Below are 18,317 nucleotides of genomic sequence, written 5' to 3' on the forward strand. Positions count from 1 at the left end.
ATCGGGGGTCGGTATCGAAACTGCTTCAGCCCCGATTCCGAAACCGATAACGACCCCGACTGGCCCAAAGGCGGATCCCATCGGAATGAACCAGCAGAGTACCGGCGAACAGATCCTGAAGCTGTTTCATGACCATGCCGGAGAATATCTTTCCGGCGAGCGGATCAGTCGGGACCTTGGAATCTCCCGTACGGCGGTCTGGAAACGGATCGAACAGATGCGGAGCCTGGGTTACCGGATAGATGCGGTGCCCTCGCGAGGTTATCGTCTGGCATCCACCCCTGATATACTGCTACCTGAGGAGATCAGGAACGGGCTGGACATCAGACGCATAGGTCGTGAGATCATATTCTTCTCTTCGACCGATTCGACCAATAACCGGGCCCACGAACTGGCCCTGAAGGGGGCATCCGAAGGAACGGTTGTGCTGGCCGATGCCCAGACTGCAGGCAAGGGGAGACTCGGCCGCCGCTGGGAATCGCCGCCGGGCGTGAATCTGTATGCCTCAGTGGTGCTGCGTCCGGCCATTCCCCCCCATCATGCCTCTCAGTTGACCTTTCTTTCGGCAGCGGCGGTCGCCCGCAGTGTGGCCCAGTGTTCCGGGCTGCCTCCGAGCGTCAAGTGGCCCAACGACGTCCTGCTCCGGGGACGGAAGGTGGCGGGACTGCTCAATGAAATCGATGCAGAAACGGAACGGATCCATTATCTGATCCTTGGCATCGGGGTCAATCTGAACATGCAGCCTGACCAGTTTCCTCCCGATCTGCGCTATCCGGCGACCTCTTTGGCGATGGAGACCGGAAACAAAATGGAACGTTTACCTTTTGTCCGGGCGCTGCTGGAAAATCTCGACCGCCTTTATGAACTCTATCTGCAGCGGGGTTTTGCTGAAGTCCTGCCGGCATGGCAGGAGTTTTTTGAAATGGCGGGCAGGGAGGTCGAGGTGGACTGTCAGGAGTACCGGTTGCGCGGCAGAGTGTCGGGACTCGATGATAACGGCGCCCTGCTGCTGAAAATGGGGGACGGAACCGAGCGGAGGGTGCTGTCCGGGGATGTCCGACTGCTGGAATAGGGGAATCAAGTACTGAATCAAAAGCCATGACCACCAAGAGCACGAAGTTCACGAAGTGGAAAACAAATAGAAAACATCTCAAGACATATTTGTATAGAAAAGATTTTTTTCGCGTTCTTCGTGTTCTTCGTGGTGAAAAATCCACTTGTGATTGAAATCGATATCTGGAGTTCACAGTTTCCATATGTTGTTGGTCATTGACGTAGGCAACACCAATACCGTTCTGGGGGTTTATCAGGAAGACCGGTTGCTGCACAGCTGGCGGATCACCACCGACAAGACCCGCACCGTCGACGAGTACGCCATTCTCATGCACGAGTTGCTCCGGTTGGGCGGAATCTCTTTTGCAGAGATCCGGGATATCATCATCTCAAGCGTCCTTCCGCCGACCCGCAATGCCCTGGAGGGGTTGTGCAGCAAATATTTCGACCTTACCCCCTATGTGGTCGGCCCTGGGATGAAAACCGGAATGCCGATCCAGTACGACAACCCCCGGGAGGTCGGGGCAGACCGAATCGTCAATGCGGTCGGGGCTTTCGAGAAACGCCGTTGCAGCCTCATCATCGTCGACTTCGGCACCGCCACGACCTTCGATCTGGTATCGGCCAGGGGAGAGTATCAGGGGGGAGCCATCGCTCCCGGACTGAGCATTTCGGCCGAAGCGCTCTTCCAGCGGGCCAGCAAGCTGCCGCGGGTTGAATTCAGCCGGCCCCCGCAGGTGATTGCCAAGAATACGGTCAACAGCATCCAGGCCGGGCTGTACTACGGTTACGTGGGGCTGGTGGACGGCATCGTCCAGCGGATGAAGGAAGAAGCCCGGGAAAATCCGGTCGTGATCGCTACCGGCGGGCTGGCCAGGGTCATCGCCCCGGATTCCCAGACCATCGACGAAGTGGAGCCGTTCCTGACCCTGGAGGGATTGAGAATCCTGTATCTGCGCAACAAAAAATGATTCGATCCTTATCGGGATCGGGAAAGGAGATTTGAAACAGAGAATTGATTCTGCCCGCTTCCAAACCGGGCATGCTCAACCCATTGATCGATTTGACCGGCAGGGTGCTGCCGGATCGGGATAGGGTGCGGCGGGGGGACGCCGCGCTGTTCGTTGTTTCCTGGTATGTGATCCTTAGACAGTTCCCCGCTGGGGGGGAAAGAGGAAGGGAGAGACTATGGGAAAGTACGATACGGCCAAAGTGAGAAATCTGGGGGTTGTTGCCCATGGGGGTGCGGGTAAGACCTCCCTGGTCGAGGCGATTCTGTTCGATTGCGGAGTCACCGATCGGCTGGGGCGGGTCGATGAAGGCACATCCAGCATGGACTACGAACCGGAAGAGACCAAACGCAACATTTCCATCGGCGCCAGCATCGGGCATTGCCAGTGGCAGGGGCATCAGCTCCGCATGGTGGATACTCCCGGTTACGCCAACTTTCTCCACGACACCCGCAACTGCCTGCGGGCCGTGGACGGCGCGGTACTGCTGATTTCGGCCATTTCCGGGGTCAAGGCGCAGACCCAGAAAATCTGGGAATGGTGCAAGGATTTCAACGTCGCCTGCATCGCCTTTGTCAACAAGATGGACCGGGAGCGGGCCAATTTCGCCAAGGCGGTGTCCAGCATGGAGGAGTCGCTCGGCGTGCCGGGGGTGGTGGTCACGCTGCCGATCGGCGCCGAAGATAATTTCCGCGGACTGGTCGATCTGGTCACCATGAAAGCGCATCTGTTCAACGGCCAGAAGGGGGGGTACGACGAGGCCGAGGTGCCCGCCGAGCTGCAGGATGAAGCGGAAACCATGCGTATCATGCTCATGGAGGCGGTCGCCGACACCGACGATGCCCTGATGGAAAAATATCTCGAGGAGGAGAATCTTTCCCCCGAGGAAATACTTCAGGGACTCCGGGCCGGAACCCTGGCCGGAACCTTTATTCCCGTCGTGGCCGGCAGCGCCACTGCCAATTACGGGATTGCCGAAGTGCTCCAATACATCACGGTCTGCCTGCCATCCCCTCTGGACAAGGGCAATCTGAACGGCACCAATCCCAAAAACCAGCAAGTTGAGGAACGGGCTCCCGCCGAGGATGCGCCTTTCTCGGGGCTGGTGTTCAAGACCATCAGCGATCCCTACACCGGCAAGCTGACCCTTATTCGGGTCTATTCCGGCACCCTCAAATCCGACGGCAATTTCTACAACCCCAACAAGGATACCAGCGAGCGCTACGGCCAGGTTTTCATGCTCAACGGCAAAAAGCAGACACCGGTGGACGAGGCCGGACCGGGCGATCTGGTGGCGGTGGCCAAACTCAAGGAGACGGCAACGGGGGACACCCTCTGCGATGCCGGCAAGCCGATCCTTTTCGAGTATCCCGAACCCCTCAAGCCGGTCATCTCCTTCGCCCTGGAAGCCCGCAGCAAGGCCGACGAGGACAAGATCAACAATGCCCTGCACAAGCTTGTCGAGGAAGATCCCACCCTGCAGGTTCAGCGGGATGAGGAGACTCATGAACTGATTCTTTCCGGCATGGGTCAGGTGCACGTGGAAGTCACCACCGAAAAGATGAAGCGCAAGTTCAACGTCGAGGTGGACCTGAAGGAACCGAAGGTGCCCTATCGGGAAACGATCCGGGGCACCTCCAAGCTGCAGAGCAAATACAAGAAGCAGTCCGGCGGTCGCGGTCAGTTTGCGGACGTCTGGCTGGAATTCGCTCCGCTGGCGCGCGGCACCGGTTTCGAGTTCGAAGACAAGATCGTGGGGGGCGCCGTGCCCCGCCAGTACATTCCGGCTGTCGAAAAGGGGATCATCGAGGCGGCCAAATCCGGTACCCTGGCCGGTTATCCCACCGTCGACTTCAAGGCCACCCTCTTCGACGGCTCCTTCCACACCGTCGACTCCTCGGAAATGGCGTTCAAGATCGCCGGCTCCATGGGTTTCAAGAAAGGGATGGAACAGGCCAAGCCGATCCTGCTCGAGCCTGTCGTCCACATGGAAATCACCGTCCCCGATGACTGCGTCGGCGATGTCATCGGCGACATGAACTCCCGCCGCGGCAAGGTGCTGGGCATGGATCCCAAGGGCGGCAATCAGGTCATCATGGCGCAGGTGCCCCTGGCCGAGGTTCTGAAATACTCGCCGGAACTCCGCTCCATGACCTCCGACCGGGGGATGTTCAGCATGGAGTTCTCCCATTATGAAGAGGCGCCGCAGCATATCACGGACAAGGTCGTGGCCAGCCGGAAGCAGGCGGAGTGAGCCCAGGCAGGCCGGACAAGTCTGAAAAACGGCATTGGATTCTGTTGGATTGATTTCGTCCTCCGGCCCAACCAGGGCCGGAGGACGTCTTTTATTGACTCCGCGACAAAAGCTTTCAAAAAAAGGGTTGGACAAGGTTTTCATCGAAATCGAAATCGAAATCGGCCTTTGGCTTTTGGCTTCAAAAACGAAAAGGCTAACACCCGATTTCGATTTCGATAGCGATTTCGATTTGGATAAACCTAAAGTTTACAACCCGACCATCACAGGGGCCTGCCCCTACTTGACACTATCCGGTTAAAAGGCGAAGATAATTTTTCTTTTCAGGGATGATTCTAGGAACCGCCGGATGGCGGATTTGTTTTGCGATGGAAGAACAGACCCGAACAATTCGTCTCAAAGTAACCCCCCGGGTGGGGGAACTGATTGATGCCGGTGTTTCCGAGCAGGATCAGCTCCGGGCGATAAGGGGCGAATTGCCCCTTGGCGACCAGGAGCAGTTGACCGCCCTTTTTCTGCTGGCCCACCGCGGCGGCGAGGAGATACGCCGAGCAGCCCGACTCGGTTTGCGACGGATGCCGGCGTCGCGCCTGCTGCCTTTGCTTCAGGAAGAAGAGCTTCATCCGCAACTGCTCCAGTTCATCGCCGCCTGCCGGCCGGATGACGCTGTGATCATGGAGCGACTGCTGTCTCACCCGCTGCTCGATCCGCAGGTCCTCCCCCTGGTGGCCCGTCATGCCGATCGGGCGGTGCTGGAATTGCTGACAGACCGGTTTTCCTTCAGCCCGCAAGCCGCCTCCCTTTACCAGGCGGCCTCGGAAAATCCTGCGGCCGACCAGGAGTTGCTGGCGCGACTTTCCGGCCTGGACGGACAGCCGTTTCCGGCGGCGGACGACGAGACTCCGGATTTCGAGGAAATGCCTGAAGAAGACGAGGACGCCGGCGCAGGGGAGGATGGCGAGGAAACCTGGGACGAGGAGGTCGAGGATGAAGAAAGCCGGTCCAAATACCAACAGGCTCTCAGCATGGGCGTCTCGGAGAAGATCAAGGCAGCACTCAACGGCGACAAGGAATGGCGCAAGATCCTGATCCAGGACACCAACAAGCTCGTCTCAACGGCGGTACTGAAAAACCCCAGAATCACCGATGGCGAGGTACTGACGGTGGCCAAGAACAAGGGGGCCAGCGAGGAGATGATCCGCTTGATCACCCAGAACCGGGAGTGGATGAAGAATTACACGATCAGGCAGGCCCTGGTGGTTCATCCGCGGGTTCCTCCCGGACAGGCCATTCGCTATATGAATTCAATGACAGACCGGGACCTGAAAGTGCTTGCCAAGAGCCGCGAAATATCGCAGATAATCGTCAACAACGCCCGTCGCCTGCTGAATGCCAGGCAGAAGCGGCGGTAGGAATTCCTAGAGGAGTCATAGGTAGATGATGCAGGGAAAAGTGGTGGCAGTATGCGTCAGCCCCACCAAGGGCGGACGCAAAAAAGACGTCGGGCAGGGGACGCTGGTGGCCGGATTCGGCCTCGAAGGGGACGGCCACGGTGGCGACTGGCATCGGCAGATCAGTCTGCTCGCCAAGGAAAGCATCGCCAAGATGCAGGCCAAGGGGCTGGATGTGGGGGCCGGAGATTTCGCCGAGAACCTGACCACCGAGGGGATCGACCTGTGCGGTCTTCCCGTCGGTACCCAGTTGCAGGTGGGTGAATCCGCTCTGCTCGAAATCAGCCAGATCGGCAAGATCTGTCACACCCGCTGCCAGATTTACTATCAGGCCGGCGATTGCGTCATGCCCAAGGAAGGAATCTTCGCCAAAGTGGTCAAGGGCGGTCCTGTGGCCAGGGGAGACCGCGTCATTGTCCTGATGCTGGAAACGGAAAGAAAAGAGGCCCCATGAAAGATTCAGAAGGATTCAGGATCGGCGTCCTGACCCTGAGTGACAAGGGCGCCCGCGGTGAAAGGGAAGACATCAGCGGGCAGGTGTTACGGGAGATGGTGGCCGGACTCGGCGAAGTGACCCACTATCAGGTTATCCCCGACGATGTCGAGACGATCGTGGAGACGCTGGTCAAATGGGTCGATGAAGAGCATCTCGATCTGATTCTGACCACCGGCGGCACCGGGCTCAGTCCCCGCGACGTCACCCCAACGGCGACCAGAAGGGTCATCGACTGGGATATTCCCGGAATCGCCGAAGCCATGCGCTCCGCCAGCCTGGAGAAAACCCCCCATGCCATGCTTTCCCGGGCACTGGCGGGGGTACGGAACAGAGCGATGATCATCAATCTTCCGGGCAGTCCCAAAGGGGTTCGGGAAAACCTCGAGGTGGTGCTCCCGGCTTTGGGCCACGGCCTGAAGAAACTGAAGGGTGATCCGGAGGACTGTGCTCGTTGAGGGCTGCTTGATTCTGATGGAAAGAGGTTGACATTGATTCGGAAAAAAATACTCCTGGTGGACGCGGACGGGTTTTCTAGGGAATGGGAGAGAGCCGATGCAGATCAAGGCGAATATGAATTTCTTGTCGCCTGTTCCGGGGTGCAGGCTTACGAAAGCGCGGTCTACGACCGACCGGACCTGATTGTCATGAATGCCGTTCTTCCCGAGTTGAACGGCGACGAATGCTGCTGTCGTCTCAAAACCCATCCGGACTTGAAAAAAATACCGGTGGTTCTGGTCGTGGATCTGGCTCATCAGGATATGCTGGATCGTTGTCGCCGCGCCGGTTGTGATGACCTTATCCCCGGGCCGGTCGACTGGTCCCAGATGACCGAGGTCTGCAGGAAGCACCTGCGCATCCAACTGGGCGCGGCCCCCCGGATTCCGGTTCGGATGACTGTCTTTTACGGGCCGGCTTCCGACCGCAGGAAACTCAGCAACTACTCCATCAATATCAGTGCGGGGGGGTTGTTTATCGAAACGGATTCACCCCTGCCGATGAATACACCGCTCGACCTGGAGTTTGTCCTGCCCGGACAGCCGCTGCCTATCTCCTGCCAGGGCCGGGTCGCCTGGGTCAATGAACCGCCCAAAAAACAGAATCCCTTCATGCCGTGCGGGATGGGGGTGCAGTTTCTCGATCTGTCCGTGGAAGACATGCACCTTGTGAGATCCTTCATGCGCCAGGAATTCGAATCCAGGCAGCCCGGATAACAGCTCCGCGGGAAAGGGGACGTTAGCCCCTGCATCAGGCCGTTTCGGCAAGATTCCTCTCGATAACGCCCAGGAAGTTTTCCGTAAGTTGCGGGTGAAGTTCGGTTCCTTTCAAGCCCGCGATCAAACGGGCCGTTTCTTTGACCTGAACGGGATCCCGATAGGACCGTTTGGTGCATATGGCGTCGAAGATGTCCGAAATGGTGGTGATATGGCTCGCAAAATGCTGACGCCAGCGGGAGGCCACCATGGGGTAACCGGAAAGGTTGAACTTCATGTGGTGTTCGAAAGCGGTCACCACGCAAAGATGGGGCACCCCAGAGGACTCGAGGAGATAACGGGCGCCATTTACGGGATGCTGCTGCAGGATCTCCCATTCCTGGTCCGTCGGTTTTCCGGGCTTCTGCAATATGTCCTGCGGAATGAAGAGCTTGCCGACATCGTGCAGCAGCCCGGCGAGCCCGATGTCGTGCAGCAGGGTGGATTCGACACCGAGACTTTTGGCCTGGGCCAGATTGAGCAGGCAGACATTGGTAGCGTGGGTAAAGGTGTATTCGTCGGCAACCCTGAGGGGTGCCAGCACCCCCAGCGGCGGCAGCTCCTGCTCGAAAGCATGGATGAAACGGACAACGATTTCTGACAATCCGATGACGCTGACCGGCCGGTGCTGCCTGGCGCTTTCACAGATCTCCGCAAATCTGGCGGTTTCTTCGGCAATTTCCCCTTCATTCGTGAATTCCACCTGTTCCCGGCACGCCCAGGAGGAGCCTTTGTTTCTCCCATCTTCCAGGTCGATGACTCCGAAAACCAGATGTGCGCTCGATTGCAGTGGGGCGTCACTCCGCCCACGGCGGGACAGGGCAAGGACCAGAGACAGCAGTTCCCGTTCGGTGATATCCGGCATAATCCGCAGATGCTCGACGCCGCTGGTTATCAGCGCCGTGGAGAAACGGCGGGTATGCAGGCTTGCAGGCAGCGGAGCTTTGTCGATGACGATGTCCTCGTCGAGGAGCAGCAGTTCGGCACTGTTGCCGCCAGCAACCAGACTGCCCAGCAGGGTGCGGGCTTTCGAAACCAGGTGCCGAACCTGCGGATGGCCTGAGTCGTAAAGGTCGGCATGGGCGGCTGCCGTGACCAGGCAGCGGAAAAATTCATGCCAGGAAGATCGCTTGTCATTTATCATGATCTTCTCCGCCCCCGTTCTAATCCTTCTGCCAATTTTTCCCGCCCAATTTCCGGTACAGCAGCGCTGCGTCCTGGCCCGAATAATGCCGCAGGTTTTCCAGGATGATTGTTTGCAAAAGCCTTTGCCTTCTCGGATGCAGCAGGCTCCGTCTGGAATAGAGCCGTTCGAGGTCGGGGAGGGCCGCGGTATTGTTCATTTCGGCCAGGGCCCTCACAGAGGCGATCTTTTGTCTGAATCCGGCATCGGAAAGGTCGCGGATCTGCAGAAAGCGGAGCAGGGACTGGAAGACCTGCGGGTGGCGGCTATGAGGGGCCAGCCGAACAGCTCCGAGCTGGCGCTGGATCAGTGGATGAGCCAGATCTTCCAGCAGCAGCTGGTCCATTTCTGCATGAGACAGGCCGATGGCCGTTTTCAACAACTCCTGATGAACGATTTCGTTGGGGTTCTGGCGCAGGTGCAGAAGGACTTCAGGCATGACGGAAGGATCACCCTGGCGCCGCAGCACGGTCAGGAGATTGCGGAGATAATACCAGCGTTGATCCTTGAGCCGCGCCAGTATCTCGGGTCTCGCGGTTTCCCCCAGTTCAACGAGGCAATCGATGAGGAAATACCGGAGGGACCTTTTGCTTTCGGTCGCCAGCCGGTCAAGCAGTGGCTTTACGACGGGTGAGCCTATGGTGACGACCAGCCGCTGGATTTCGGCGAATTTTTCTTTTCCCCAATGGTTCGGGGAGTCGAGAACTTCGTTCAGAGCCTCTGGGCGATGCAGAGTCGTAAAAAAGTCGGAGCCGGTATTCAGCGACTTCTGATAGATATCGGCCAGGGTGTTGAAATCGCCGATACCGAGCAGGTGGTCCCAGAGCTGCAGCAGGGTCTCCCATAAAAACCCGCTTTCTTCGCCAACCTGGATGCCTGTCGAAAGATGGAAGATGATTTCGCAGGTCTTTTTTTCGATGTTCGCATCAAACTCCGGATCGTCCAGATTGACACTGACCGGCGGTGCGGCTGGCACGGCAGGGGCTGCGGCGCCATCCAGAGATTTCAGCATGCCGCGATATTCTTCGGTGGAATAGGCGATGGTTTGATCCGGCATGAATAGCGGTTCAAGATCGGAATCCTGAATGATCCCCGCGGCTGTGGTGCTGCCGCTGAAGTGTTTCAAATCCGTTTTCTGCAGGGTCAGGTGGGACAGAAGCTTGAAAATCACCGGCGGGACGGCTTCCCTGCGGTTATTGAGGTTTTCCAGCGCTTCCAGCAGCATGCCGGCTGGGAAATGCTGCAGAAACCGGGCCGCCGTGTCCGGTCGTTTATCCAGCTCTCTGAAGGTGCTGTTCATCAGCTGAAAACGAAATTCGGGGTTAAGATTGGCGGCAAGAATTTTGAGCCGGTTGATGGCGGGCGTGCAGACCTCCTCGTCCAGTTTTTCCCGATCCATTTCTCTGAGGAATTCGGTGATGGCCTGCTCGTAGTGTCCCAGGGTCTTTCTCGCCTGCGGTTCACCTTTTTGGTTCAGGATTTCGGCCAGAGTCTCGGGAGAGACGGTGTCAACGGGGGACTCCACGGAATGTCCGGCCTGATCATCGAGCAGTTCCCGGACAAATCGTTCCCAAAGGACCGAATGTCGTTTTCCGGTTTCCTGAGACCCTGGTGAAATCTGCGTTTTCCGGATCGGACGAAACCGGCCATAGTCAATCTGCTGCAGGGAGAGGTGAACAATACCGGCCGCCTTCAGAGTCTGTTGCAGACCGCCCTGCTCCAGAATTTCCTCCCGGGTATTTGCCAGCACCGCGAAGAAGATTTCAAGCTCCCGGGCTGTCAGGGCGGCCTGAAAAGTGATGAGGGCGCCGCCGCGGGAAAAAAGGTGATGGGCAAAATCACGAAATACGGGATTCTTCTGATCGAGAGGGGTGGAACCGTACCAGAGGGAATCGCTGGTGATGCCGATGGAAAAGGATTCCCTTTCCGGGGACAGCTGTTGCAGCAGGTCCAGAGCCCGATCGATGGAGGCCCGGATGAGGGGATGACCGGTGGGATAGGAAAGGGAATGGTGCCGGGCGATGTTCAGCTCGTAAATGAACTTCGTCAGCAACTTGAGGTCCAGCCTCAACACCTGATTGCGATCGACTGTATCAGGCATCACCGTCTCCTTGGTAAATGAGTTCCTCCAGTCCGCTTCCGCAAGTCGCGCAGTTCGCGCTCACAATTCCAGGTCCAGCCGCTTGATCTTTTCCACCAATGTGGTGCGTTTGATGTTGAGCAGGGCGGCCGCCCGGGCCTTGACCCCGCCGGCCAGTTCCATGGCGCTGCGGATCAGGCAGCGTTCCACGCCCTCGACGATCCGCACCATGTCGATTCCCTGTTCCGTGAGGCGGGGGCAGGTTATTTCCTGGCTCTCATCCTCATCGTTGTTTCCGCCGATATTGGTGGGAAGGTCCTTTCTGCCGATGATCTCGGTTTCCGCGAGGGTGATGGTCCTTTCGATCACGTTTTCCAGTTCCCTGACATTGCCCGGCCAGTAATAGGATTCCAGGGCTCGCATGGCTCCGGAACTGAAGGTGACTGGGGGATGATCGAGATCTTTGCAGACCCGGGTGGCGAAGTGCCGGGTGAGCAGCGCGATGTCTTCGCGGCGGTCGCGCAGTGGGGGAAGGTGGATGGGGATGACATTGAGCCGGTAGTAGAGGTCTTCCCGGAACAGACCCTGCCGCACCGCCTCCTCCAGATTGGCATTGGTGGCACTGATCACCCTCACGTCAAGCTTGATGGTTTTACTGGACCCGACCTTGACCACCTCGTGTTCCTGCAGCACCCGCAGCAGCTTCATCTGCAGATGCATGGGCATGGTGCCGATTTCATCGAGAAAGATGCTGCCGTGGTTGGCCTGCTCGAACTTTCCCGATTTGTCCGCCACGGCTCCGGTGAAGGCTCCCTTTTCATGCCCGAACAGCTCGCTCTCGAGGAGTTCGGCGGGGATGGCGCCGCAATTGATGGCGACGAAAGGCTGGTTTTTGCGGTTGCTGTTGAAATGGATGGCCTTGGCCACCAGTTCCTTGCCGGTGCCTGATTCACCGAGAATCAGGATGGTCGAATCGGTCTGGACGATTTTCCCCATGCGGGAAAACACCTGCTGCATTGCAAGACTGTTGCCGATCATGTTGTCGAACCGGTACTTGCCCCGCAGCTGCTGCTTCAGATAGCGATTTTCTGCCAGCAGACGGCTTTTTTCGAGAGCTTTGGAAATGACCACCTTCAGTTTTTCAAGATGGACAGGCTTGGTGATGTAGTCGAAAGCCCCCTCCTTCATGGCTTCGACTGCGGTTTCTGCCGACGCTTTGCCGGTGATCAGGATGACACTGGTGAAAGGGGCGTCCTCCTTGACCTTTTTCAGAATATCGATGCCGCTGACTCCGGGCAGAAACAGGTCGGTGAGGATAACCTCGAAGGGGTTTTTCTGCAGAATCAGCAGGGCGTCCTCGCCGCTTTCGGCCGTCTGGACCTGGTATCCGGCACTGGACAGCAGCAGGCTGATGGCTTCCCGGTTGCTGGGTTCATCGTCGATAACCAGAATCTGAGAAAGATTGTCCATGTCCATGGAATCGTCCTGATTAATCGTGTCAGGTCTTTGACGGTGAAATTCAAGCTAGCATGTATTTCCAATCACGGCAAGATCTTTGCCAAAATTTTCAGTCATGTCTCATTTGACACCCGTGCTGCCTACGGCTACGATATTATTACTTAAAATCGGAATTTAGCCATGATTTTCAAATATTTGCCAATTTTTATTATGGCCCTGTGCCTTTTGGCCACCGGGGCTCTCCGGTCGGCAGCTGCCGAACCGCCGTCCGCGGATTCCATCCGTGCGGTCCGGATTACCGGGGTCATCAGTCCCACCATTGCCGATTTCATCACCAAACAGCTGGAAGAGGCGAACCGGCTGGGGCAAAAGGGCTTTCTGCTCGAGTTGGATACGCCGGGGGGGCTCGATACCGCCATGCGTTCCATCATTCAGGCGATGCTCGGTTCCAGGACTCCGGTCATCGTCTACGTCGCCCCTTCCGGGGCCCGGGCCGCGTCGGCGGGGGCACTGATCACGCTGGCGGCTGATTTCGCCGCCATGGCTCCGGGCACCAATCTCGGGGCTGCCCATCCGGTGGCCATCGGAGCCGGTGAAAAGGAGGGCGAGAGCGCGATGATGAGCAAGGTGGTCGAGGATGCGGTGGCCTATGCCCGCAGCATCGCCCAGCAGCGGGGGCGGAACGTCGAATGGGCGGAACAGATTGTTCGCAAGAGCATTTCCACTCCCGCCGAGGAGGCTCTGAAACAGAAAGTCATCGACCTGATCGCCGAAAACGAGCAGGAGCTGAAGACCAAGCTGGATGGCCGCGTCTATCAGCGGGGCGGCCAGGAGTTTGTTCTGAAGACCACCGGGGTCGAACTTGAATTCATGGAGATGAACTGGCGCCAGAAAATTCTCCAGACCATCAGCCATCCGAATATCGCCTACATGCTGATGATGCTCGGCATTCTGGGTATTTTCTTCGAAATCTCCCAGCCCGGGTCCATTTTTCCCGGTGCCATCGGCGCCATTGCACTGCTTCTGGCCCTTTTTGCCTTCCAGGCCTTGCCGGTCAATTATGTCGGCATGCTTTACATCCTGCTCGCGGTAGTGTTGTTCATATTGGAAGTCAAGGTGGTTTCCTATGGTTTGCTGACAATAGGCGGTATCCTCTCTTTGACCCTCGGCTCCCTGATGCTGATGGAAGATACCAACCCTTACATGCGCATATCCTGGCCGGTCATTGCCGCCACTGTCGCCGTGACCAGTGCCCTTTTTCTGCTGGTCCTCTCCTTCGTGGTCCGTACCCAGAAAAAACGCTTCGTTTCCGGCGCCGAAGGGATGGCGGGCGAACAGGGCAAGGCGGTGACCGACATCGACGGCGAGGGTCGTGTCTTCGTTCACGGCGAGTACTGGAATGCCTTTTCCCGGGAGCGGATTTCCGAGGGTGAAACGGTGGAAGTAATCCGCCTCGGTGAAAAGATGCGCCTGGAGGTTAAAAAGGCGGAACCGCCACCGTAGGGGCAGACCTGTGTGTCTGCCCGCTTTAAAAAAAGGAGAACAGCCATGGTGCTTCCCATTATCGTTCTGCTGCTGGTCCTGATCATAGCCAGCAGCGCCATACGCATCATTTATGAATACGAACGGGGCGTGGTGTTTCGCCTGGGCCGCTATTCCGCGGTCAAGGGGCCCGGGCTGCGGTTCATCATACCGGTCGTGGACCGGATCATGAAAATCAGCCTGAGGACCGTAGCCATGGACGTGCCTCCGCAGGATGTCATCACCAAGGACAACGTGTCCATCAAGGTCAATGCGGTGATCTACTTCCGGGTGGTCAATCCGGAAAAATCGATCATCGAAGTGGAGAATTACCTCTACGCCACCAGTCAGCTGGCCCAGACCTCATTGCGCAGTGTGCTGGGGCAGTCGGAACTGGACGATCTGCTCGCCCACCGGGAGCAGATCAACCAGCATCTGCAGGAGATTCTCGACCGGCAGACCGACCCCTGGGGGGTCAAGGTATCCAATGTGGAGATCAAGCACGTCGATCTGCCGGTGGAAATGCAGCGCGCCATGGCCCGGCAGGCCGAGGCCGAAAGGGAGAGGCGTTCCAAGGTCATCCATGCCGAAGGTGAATTTCAGGCGGCGCAGAAGCTGACCGAGGCGGCCCGTATCATCTCCTCGGACAAGAGCGCTCTTCAGCTCCGTTTTCTGCAGACCCTGACAGAGGTCGCCACGGAAAAGAACTCGACCATTATCTTCCCGTTCCCCATCGATCTCGTTCGACCGTTTCTTGAAAGGCTGCAGGGAGACAGCCCGGAAAAAACCTCCGGCAAAGACTGATTCCCCGCAGGTTCTGTTTATGGAAGGCGCATCTTCCAGGGAATGGAAGATGCGCCATGCAGCATGATAAAATCCCCTCAAGACTGTTCGAAAACAGTCCCGAATCGCGTTTTTAACACTTAGTTGCTTTGAAAAGGCGGATCTGGTAGACTCCCGAGTTCACTACTGGGATAAAAAGAATCGCCTGGAGGTTTTGATGGAAATAAGGAAATTCGAAAAAGTTATGGCCGCCAATCGCGGGGAGATCGCCATTCGCATCTTTCGAGCCTGTATCGAACTGGGCATCAAGACGGTGGCCATTTACTCCAATGAGGATCGGATTTCACTCCACCGCTACAAGGCTGACGAATCCTACCTGATCGGCAAGGGGAAGGGGCCGATCGAAGCCTATCTCGGCATCGATGAAATCATCGACCTGGCCCTCAAGAAGGGGGTCGATGCCATCCATCCGGGGTATGGGTTTCTTTCGGAAAATCCCCATTTCGCCGAAGCCTGTGAACGGGCCGGGATCGTTTTCATAGGTCCGAACGCCGATATCCAGCGCAAACTGGGGGACAAGGTCTCTGCGCGAAAAGTGGCGATGGCGGCCGGCGTGCCGGTCGTTCCCGGTACTGAAGAACCGATTACGAGCGAAGAGGAAGCGCTCCTTTTTGCCGCCAAATGCGGTTATCCGATCATTATCAAGGCATCCGCCGGCGGCGGCGGTCGCGGGATGCGGGTCGCCCGCAATCACAAGGAACTGGCCGAGGGGCTCAAATCGGCCTCCTCCGAAGCCCGGGCTGCTTTTGGCAACGCTGCCGTGTTCCTCGAGAAGTACATCGAAAAACCCAAGCACATCGAGGTCCAGATCCTTGGGGACAAGTACGGCAATATCGTCCATTTCTACGACCGTGACTGTTCGGTTCAGCGCCGTCATCAGAAGGTGGTTGAAATCGCCCCCTCCCCGGGGCTCAGCTCCGAAAAGCGGAAGGAAATCTGCGACTATGCCCTGAAGATCGCCGAAACCGTCGGGTATGAAAACGCCGGTACGGTGGAGTTTCTGATGGATCAGGAACAGAATTTCTACTTTATCGAGGTGAATACCCGGATTCAGGTGGAACATACGGTGACCGAAATGGTGACCGGGCGCAATCTCGTGCAGGCCCAGATCCGTGTGGCCGAGGGGCACCGTCTGTCCGATCCGGAAATCAACATCAAGAAACAGAAGGACATCCATCTGGTCGGCTACGCCATCCAGTCCCGGGTGACCACCGAGGATCCGGAGCGCAATTTCGCCCCCGATTTCGGCACCATTTCCGCCTACCGCAGCCCCGGCGGCTTCGGTATCCGGCTCGACGCCGGCAGCGCCTACCCTGGCGCCCGCATCACGCCACACTACGATTCACTGCTGGTCAAGGTCAGCACCTGGGGGTTGACGCTGGCCGATGCCGGACGCTCCATGACCCGCGCCCTGGAAGAGTTTCGTATGCGCGGTTTGAAGAGCAACATCGGCTTTCTGCAGAACGTCGTCAGACATCCGACGTTTCTGAATGGCAAGTGCGACACCTCTTTCATCGACATGCATCCGGAGCTGTTCCACATTCCGGTGGTGCGGGACCGGTCCAACAAGCTCCTGTCCTTCATCGGCCATACCACCGTCAACGGCAGCCCCGGGATCAAGCAGCCCCTGCACTTTCGTGATCTGCGGGAACCCGAGGTGCCCGAGATTCCCTATGAGATGGCCCGTCCCATGGGGACCCGCGACATCTTCCTGGAGAAAGGCCCCGAGGGTCTGGCGCAGTGGGCTCTTGACAAAAAGCAGCTGCTGATCACCGACACCACCATGCGCGACGCTCACCAGTCGCTGATGGCGACACGGTTCCGGACTTATGATCTGGTGCGCATCGCCCAGGCCACAAGTTTCCTCGGCAGCGACCTTTTCTCCCTGGAGATGTGGGGTGGCGCGACCTTCGACGTGTCCATGCGTTTTCTCAAGGAGGACCCCTGGGAGCGTCTCGACCGCCTGCGGGAGCAGATCCCCAACATCCTGTTCCAGATGCTGCTGCGGGGGGCCAATGCCGTCGGTTACTGCAACTATCCGGACAACGTTGTGCAGAACTTCGTCGCCAAGGCGGCGGAGAGTGGCATCGACGTATTTCGGGTCTTCGATTCGTTGAACTGGACGCGGGGGATGACCGTGGCCATGGATGCGGTGCGCAAGTCGGGTGCCATCTGCGAGGCCGCCATCTGCTACACCGGCGACATCCTCGATCCCAAACGGGACAAGTACCCGCTGTCCTATTATGTTGAAATGGCAAAGGAGCTGGAGCGCATGGGCGCCCACATCCTGGCCATCAAAGACATGGCCGGCCTGCTTAAACCTTTTGCGGCGGAAAAGCTGGTCAAGGCTCTGAAGAACGAGGTGGGCATCCCGATCCATCTGCACACCCACGACACCTCCAGCAACGGCGGCGCGACCCTGCTGATCGCCGCCCAGGCCGGTGTCGACATCGTCGATACTTCTCTCTCCTCGGTCTCGGGCCTGACCGCCCAGCCGAATTTGAACGCTCTTCTGGCCGCCCTCAAGGACGGAGAACGGGATCCGCAGCTGAACGAGCCCGGGCTGCAGAAGCTGGCCAACTACTGGGAGACCGTGCGCACTTACTATGCACCCTTCGAGTCGGAACTGCGCAGCGGCACTGCCCAGGTTTATTATCATGAGATTCCCGGCGGCCAGTACTCCAACTACAAACCGCAGGTCGAAGGGATGGGCCTCGGACATCGCTGGGAAGATTGCAAGGAGATGTACCGCAAGGTCAACGACATGTTCGGGGACATCATCAAGGTCACCCCGTCGTCGAAGATCGTCGGCGACATGGCCATGTTCATGGTCAAGAACAACCTGCAGCCGGAGGACGTCTATGCGCGGGGCCATGAACTGGCGTTCCCGCAGGGGGTCGTCGACTTTTTCAAGGGCATGATCGGCCAGCCCCACGGCGGTTTTCCGGAAAAGCTGCAGGAGATCGTGCTCAAGGGGGAAAAGCCGATCACCTGCCGGCCCGGTGAATTCCTCGAGGCAGTCGACCTGGCAGCCAAAAAGGCCGAACTGGAGAAGAAGCTGGGCCAGGAGCTGAGCGACCGGGAGGTCCTCTCGGCGGTCCTCTATCCCGGCGTTTTCGAGGAATTTGCCCTGCAACGCCAGGAATACGACGACGTTTCGGTCCTGCCGACGCCGGTCTTTTTCTACGGCCTCGACCTCGGCGATGAGACCAGCATCGACATCGAGCCGGGCAAGACCCTGATCGTCCAGCTCAACGCCATCGGCCGGGTCCAGGAAAACGGCACCCGGGATATCTTTTTCGAGCTGAACGGCGAACCCCGGCAGGTCAACGTCAAGGATCTTTCGGTGGAATCGGATGTCGTCACCCATCGCAAGGCCGATCCCGAAAACCTCCACCATGTCGGCGCACCGATGCCTGGCAAAGTCTTCCGGATCCTGGTCAATGTCGGGGACAAGGTCAAGGTAGGCGACGTGCTGCTCTCGACCGAGGCGATGAAGATGGAGACCAACGTCAAGGCCGAAAAGGACGGTACCATAGCTGAAATTCTGATCAAGGAAGGACTCCAGGTCGAGCAGGGAGAGCTGCTCTTGATCCTCGAATGAAAAACGCTCGAAATAATCAAAAAAAAAAACGGCCCGCTTGCGGGCCGTTTTTTTTGGGGGGGCAAAGGGTTCGCGAAGGGTCCCGGAGAGTGTTCTCGCAGTATCCGTGGCTGA

General features: G+C 57.9%; 13 protein-coding genes. 10 read left to right on the forward strand and 3 right to left on the reverse strand.

Translation table 11 applies throughout. The features are described 5' to 3' along the window. The first annotated feature begins 85 nt into the window (after positions 1-85). The 7 genes from R2940_11600 (at position 86) to R2940_11630 (ending at position 7,475) form a co-directional block, all read left to right on the forward strand. The gene (locus R2940_11600) at positions 86-1,072 is read left to right on the forward strand and encodes a biotin--[acetyl-CoA-carboxylase] ligase (protein ID MEZ4600421.1); all 987 of its coding nucleotides are present in this window, start codon (positions 86-88) and stop codon (positions 1,070-1,072) included. 184 nt (positions 1,073-1,256) lie between these two features. After that, on the forward strand, positions 1,257-2,024 hold the full coding sequence (locus R2940_11605; protein ID MEZ4600422.1) for a type III pantothenate kinase: 768 nt from the start codon (positions 1,257-1,259) through the stop codon (positions 2,022-2,024). A 217-nt stretch (positions 2,025-2,241) separates the two neighbouring features. Beyond that, entirely contained in the window at positions 2,242-4,317 is a 2,076-nt protein-coding gene (gene fusA / locus R2940_11610) for an elongation factor G (protein ID MEZ4600423.1), read from the forward strand. 368 nt (positions 4,318-4,685) lie between these two features. Further along, entirely contained in the window at positions 4,686-5,729 is a 1,044-nt protein-coding gene (locus R2940_11615) for a hypothetical protein (GenBank protein MEZ4600424.1), read from the forward strand. 25 nt (positions 5,730-5,754) lie between these two features. Next, entirely contained in the window at positions 5,755-6,222 is a 468-nt protein-coding gene (locus R2940_11620; protein ID MEZ4600425.1) for an MOSC domain-containing protein, read from the forward strand. Continuing rightward, entirely contained in the window at positions 6,219-6,719 is a 501-nt protein-coding gene (locus R2940_11625; GenBank protein ID MEZ4600426.1) for a MogA/MoaB family molybdenum cofactor biosynthesis protein, read from the forward strand. The genes R2940_11620 and R2940_11625 overlap by 4 nt, the downstream gene beginning before the upstream one ends. Positions 6,720-6,752: 33 nt before the next feature. After that, positions 6,753-7,475: a TIGR02266 family protein gene (locus tag R2940_11630; GenBank protein ID MEZ4600427.1), complete on the forward strand. Its 723-nt coding sequence runs from the start codon at positions 6,753-6,755 to the stop codon at positions 7,473-7,475. Between the two features lie 34 nt (positions 7,476-7,509). On the opposite strand, the gene R2940_11635 is transcribed toward R2940_11630, so the two are convergent. Genes R2940_11635 through R2940_11645 form a run of 3 tightly spaced genes read right to left on the reverse strand, consistent with a single transcriptional unit; the run spans position 7,510 to position 12,253 of the window. Beyond that, positions 7,510-8,658, reverse strand: a complete 1,149-nt coding sequence (locus R2940_11635; GenBank protein MEZ4600428.1) for an HD domain-containing protein — start codon at positions 8,656-8,658, stop codon at positions 7,510-7,512. A 19-nt stretch (positions 8,659-8,677) separates the two neighbouring features. After that, positions 8,678-10,798, reverse strand: coding sequence for a hypothetical protein (locus R2940_11640; protein ID MEZ4600429.1), 2,121 nt, complete (start codon positions 10,796-10,798; stop codon positions 8,678-8,680). A gap of 60 nt (positions 10,799-10,858) precedes the next feature. Continuing rightward, positions 10,859-12,253, reverse strand: coding sequence for a sigma-54 dependent transcriptional regulator (locus R2940_11645; GenBank protein ID MEZ4600430.1), 1,395 nt, complete (start codon positions 12,251-12,253; stop codon positions 10,859-10,861). A 162-nt stretch (positions 12,254-12,415) separates the two neighbouring features. On the opposite strand from R2940_11645, the gene R2940_11650 reads away from it, so the two are divergent. From R2940_11650 to R2940_11660, 3 genes are all read left to right on the forward strand, one after another. Beyond that, positions 12,416-13,738 (forward strand): nodulation protein NfeD, encoded by a 1,323-nt coding sequence (locus R2940_11650; protein ID MEZ4600431.1) that lies wholly within the window; start codon positions 12,416-12,418, stop codon positions 13,736-13,738. Positions 13,739-13,783: 45 nt separating this feature from the next. After that, positions 13,784-14,560 carry a slipin family protein gene (locus R2940_11655; GenBank protein ID MEZ4600432.1) on the forward strand — a complete coding sequence of 259 codons (777 nt, stop codon included), beginning with the start codon at positions 13,784-13,786 and terminating at the stop codon, positions 14,558-14,560. A gap of 196 nt (positions 14,561-14,756) precedes the next feature. Then, the gene (locus R2940_11660; GenBank protein ID MEZ4600433.1) at positions 14,757-18,203 is read left to right on the forward strand and encodes a pyruvate carboxylase; all 3,447 of its coding nucleotides are present in this window, start codon (positions 14,757-14,759) and stop codon (positions 18,201-18,203) included. The last annotated feature ends 114 nt before the right edge of the window (positions 18,204-18,317 follow it).

The sequence above is a fragment of the Syntrophotaleaceae bacterium genome, from assembly GCA_041390365.1.
Lineage (GTDB): Bacteria > Desulfobacterota > Desulfuromonadia > Desulfuromonadales > Syntrophotaleaceae > JAWKQB01.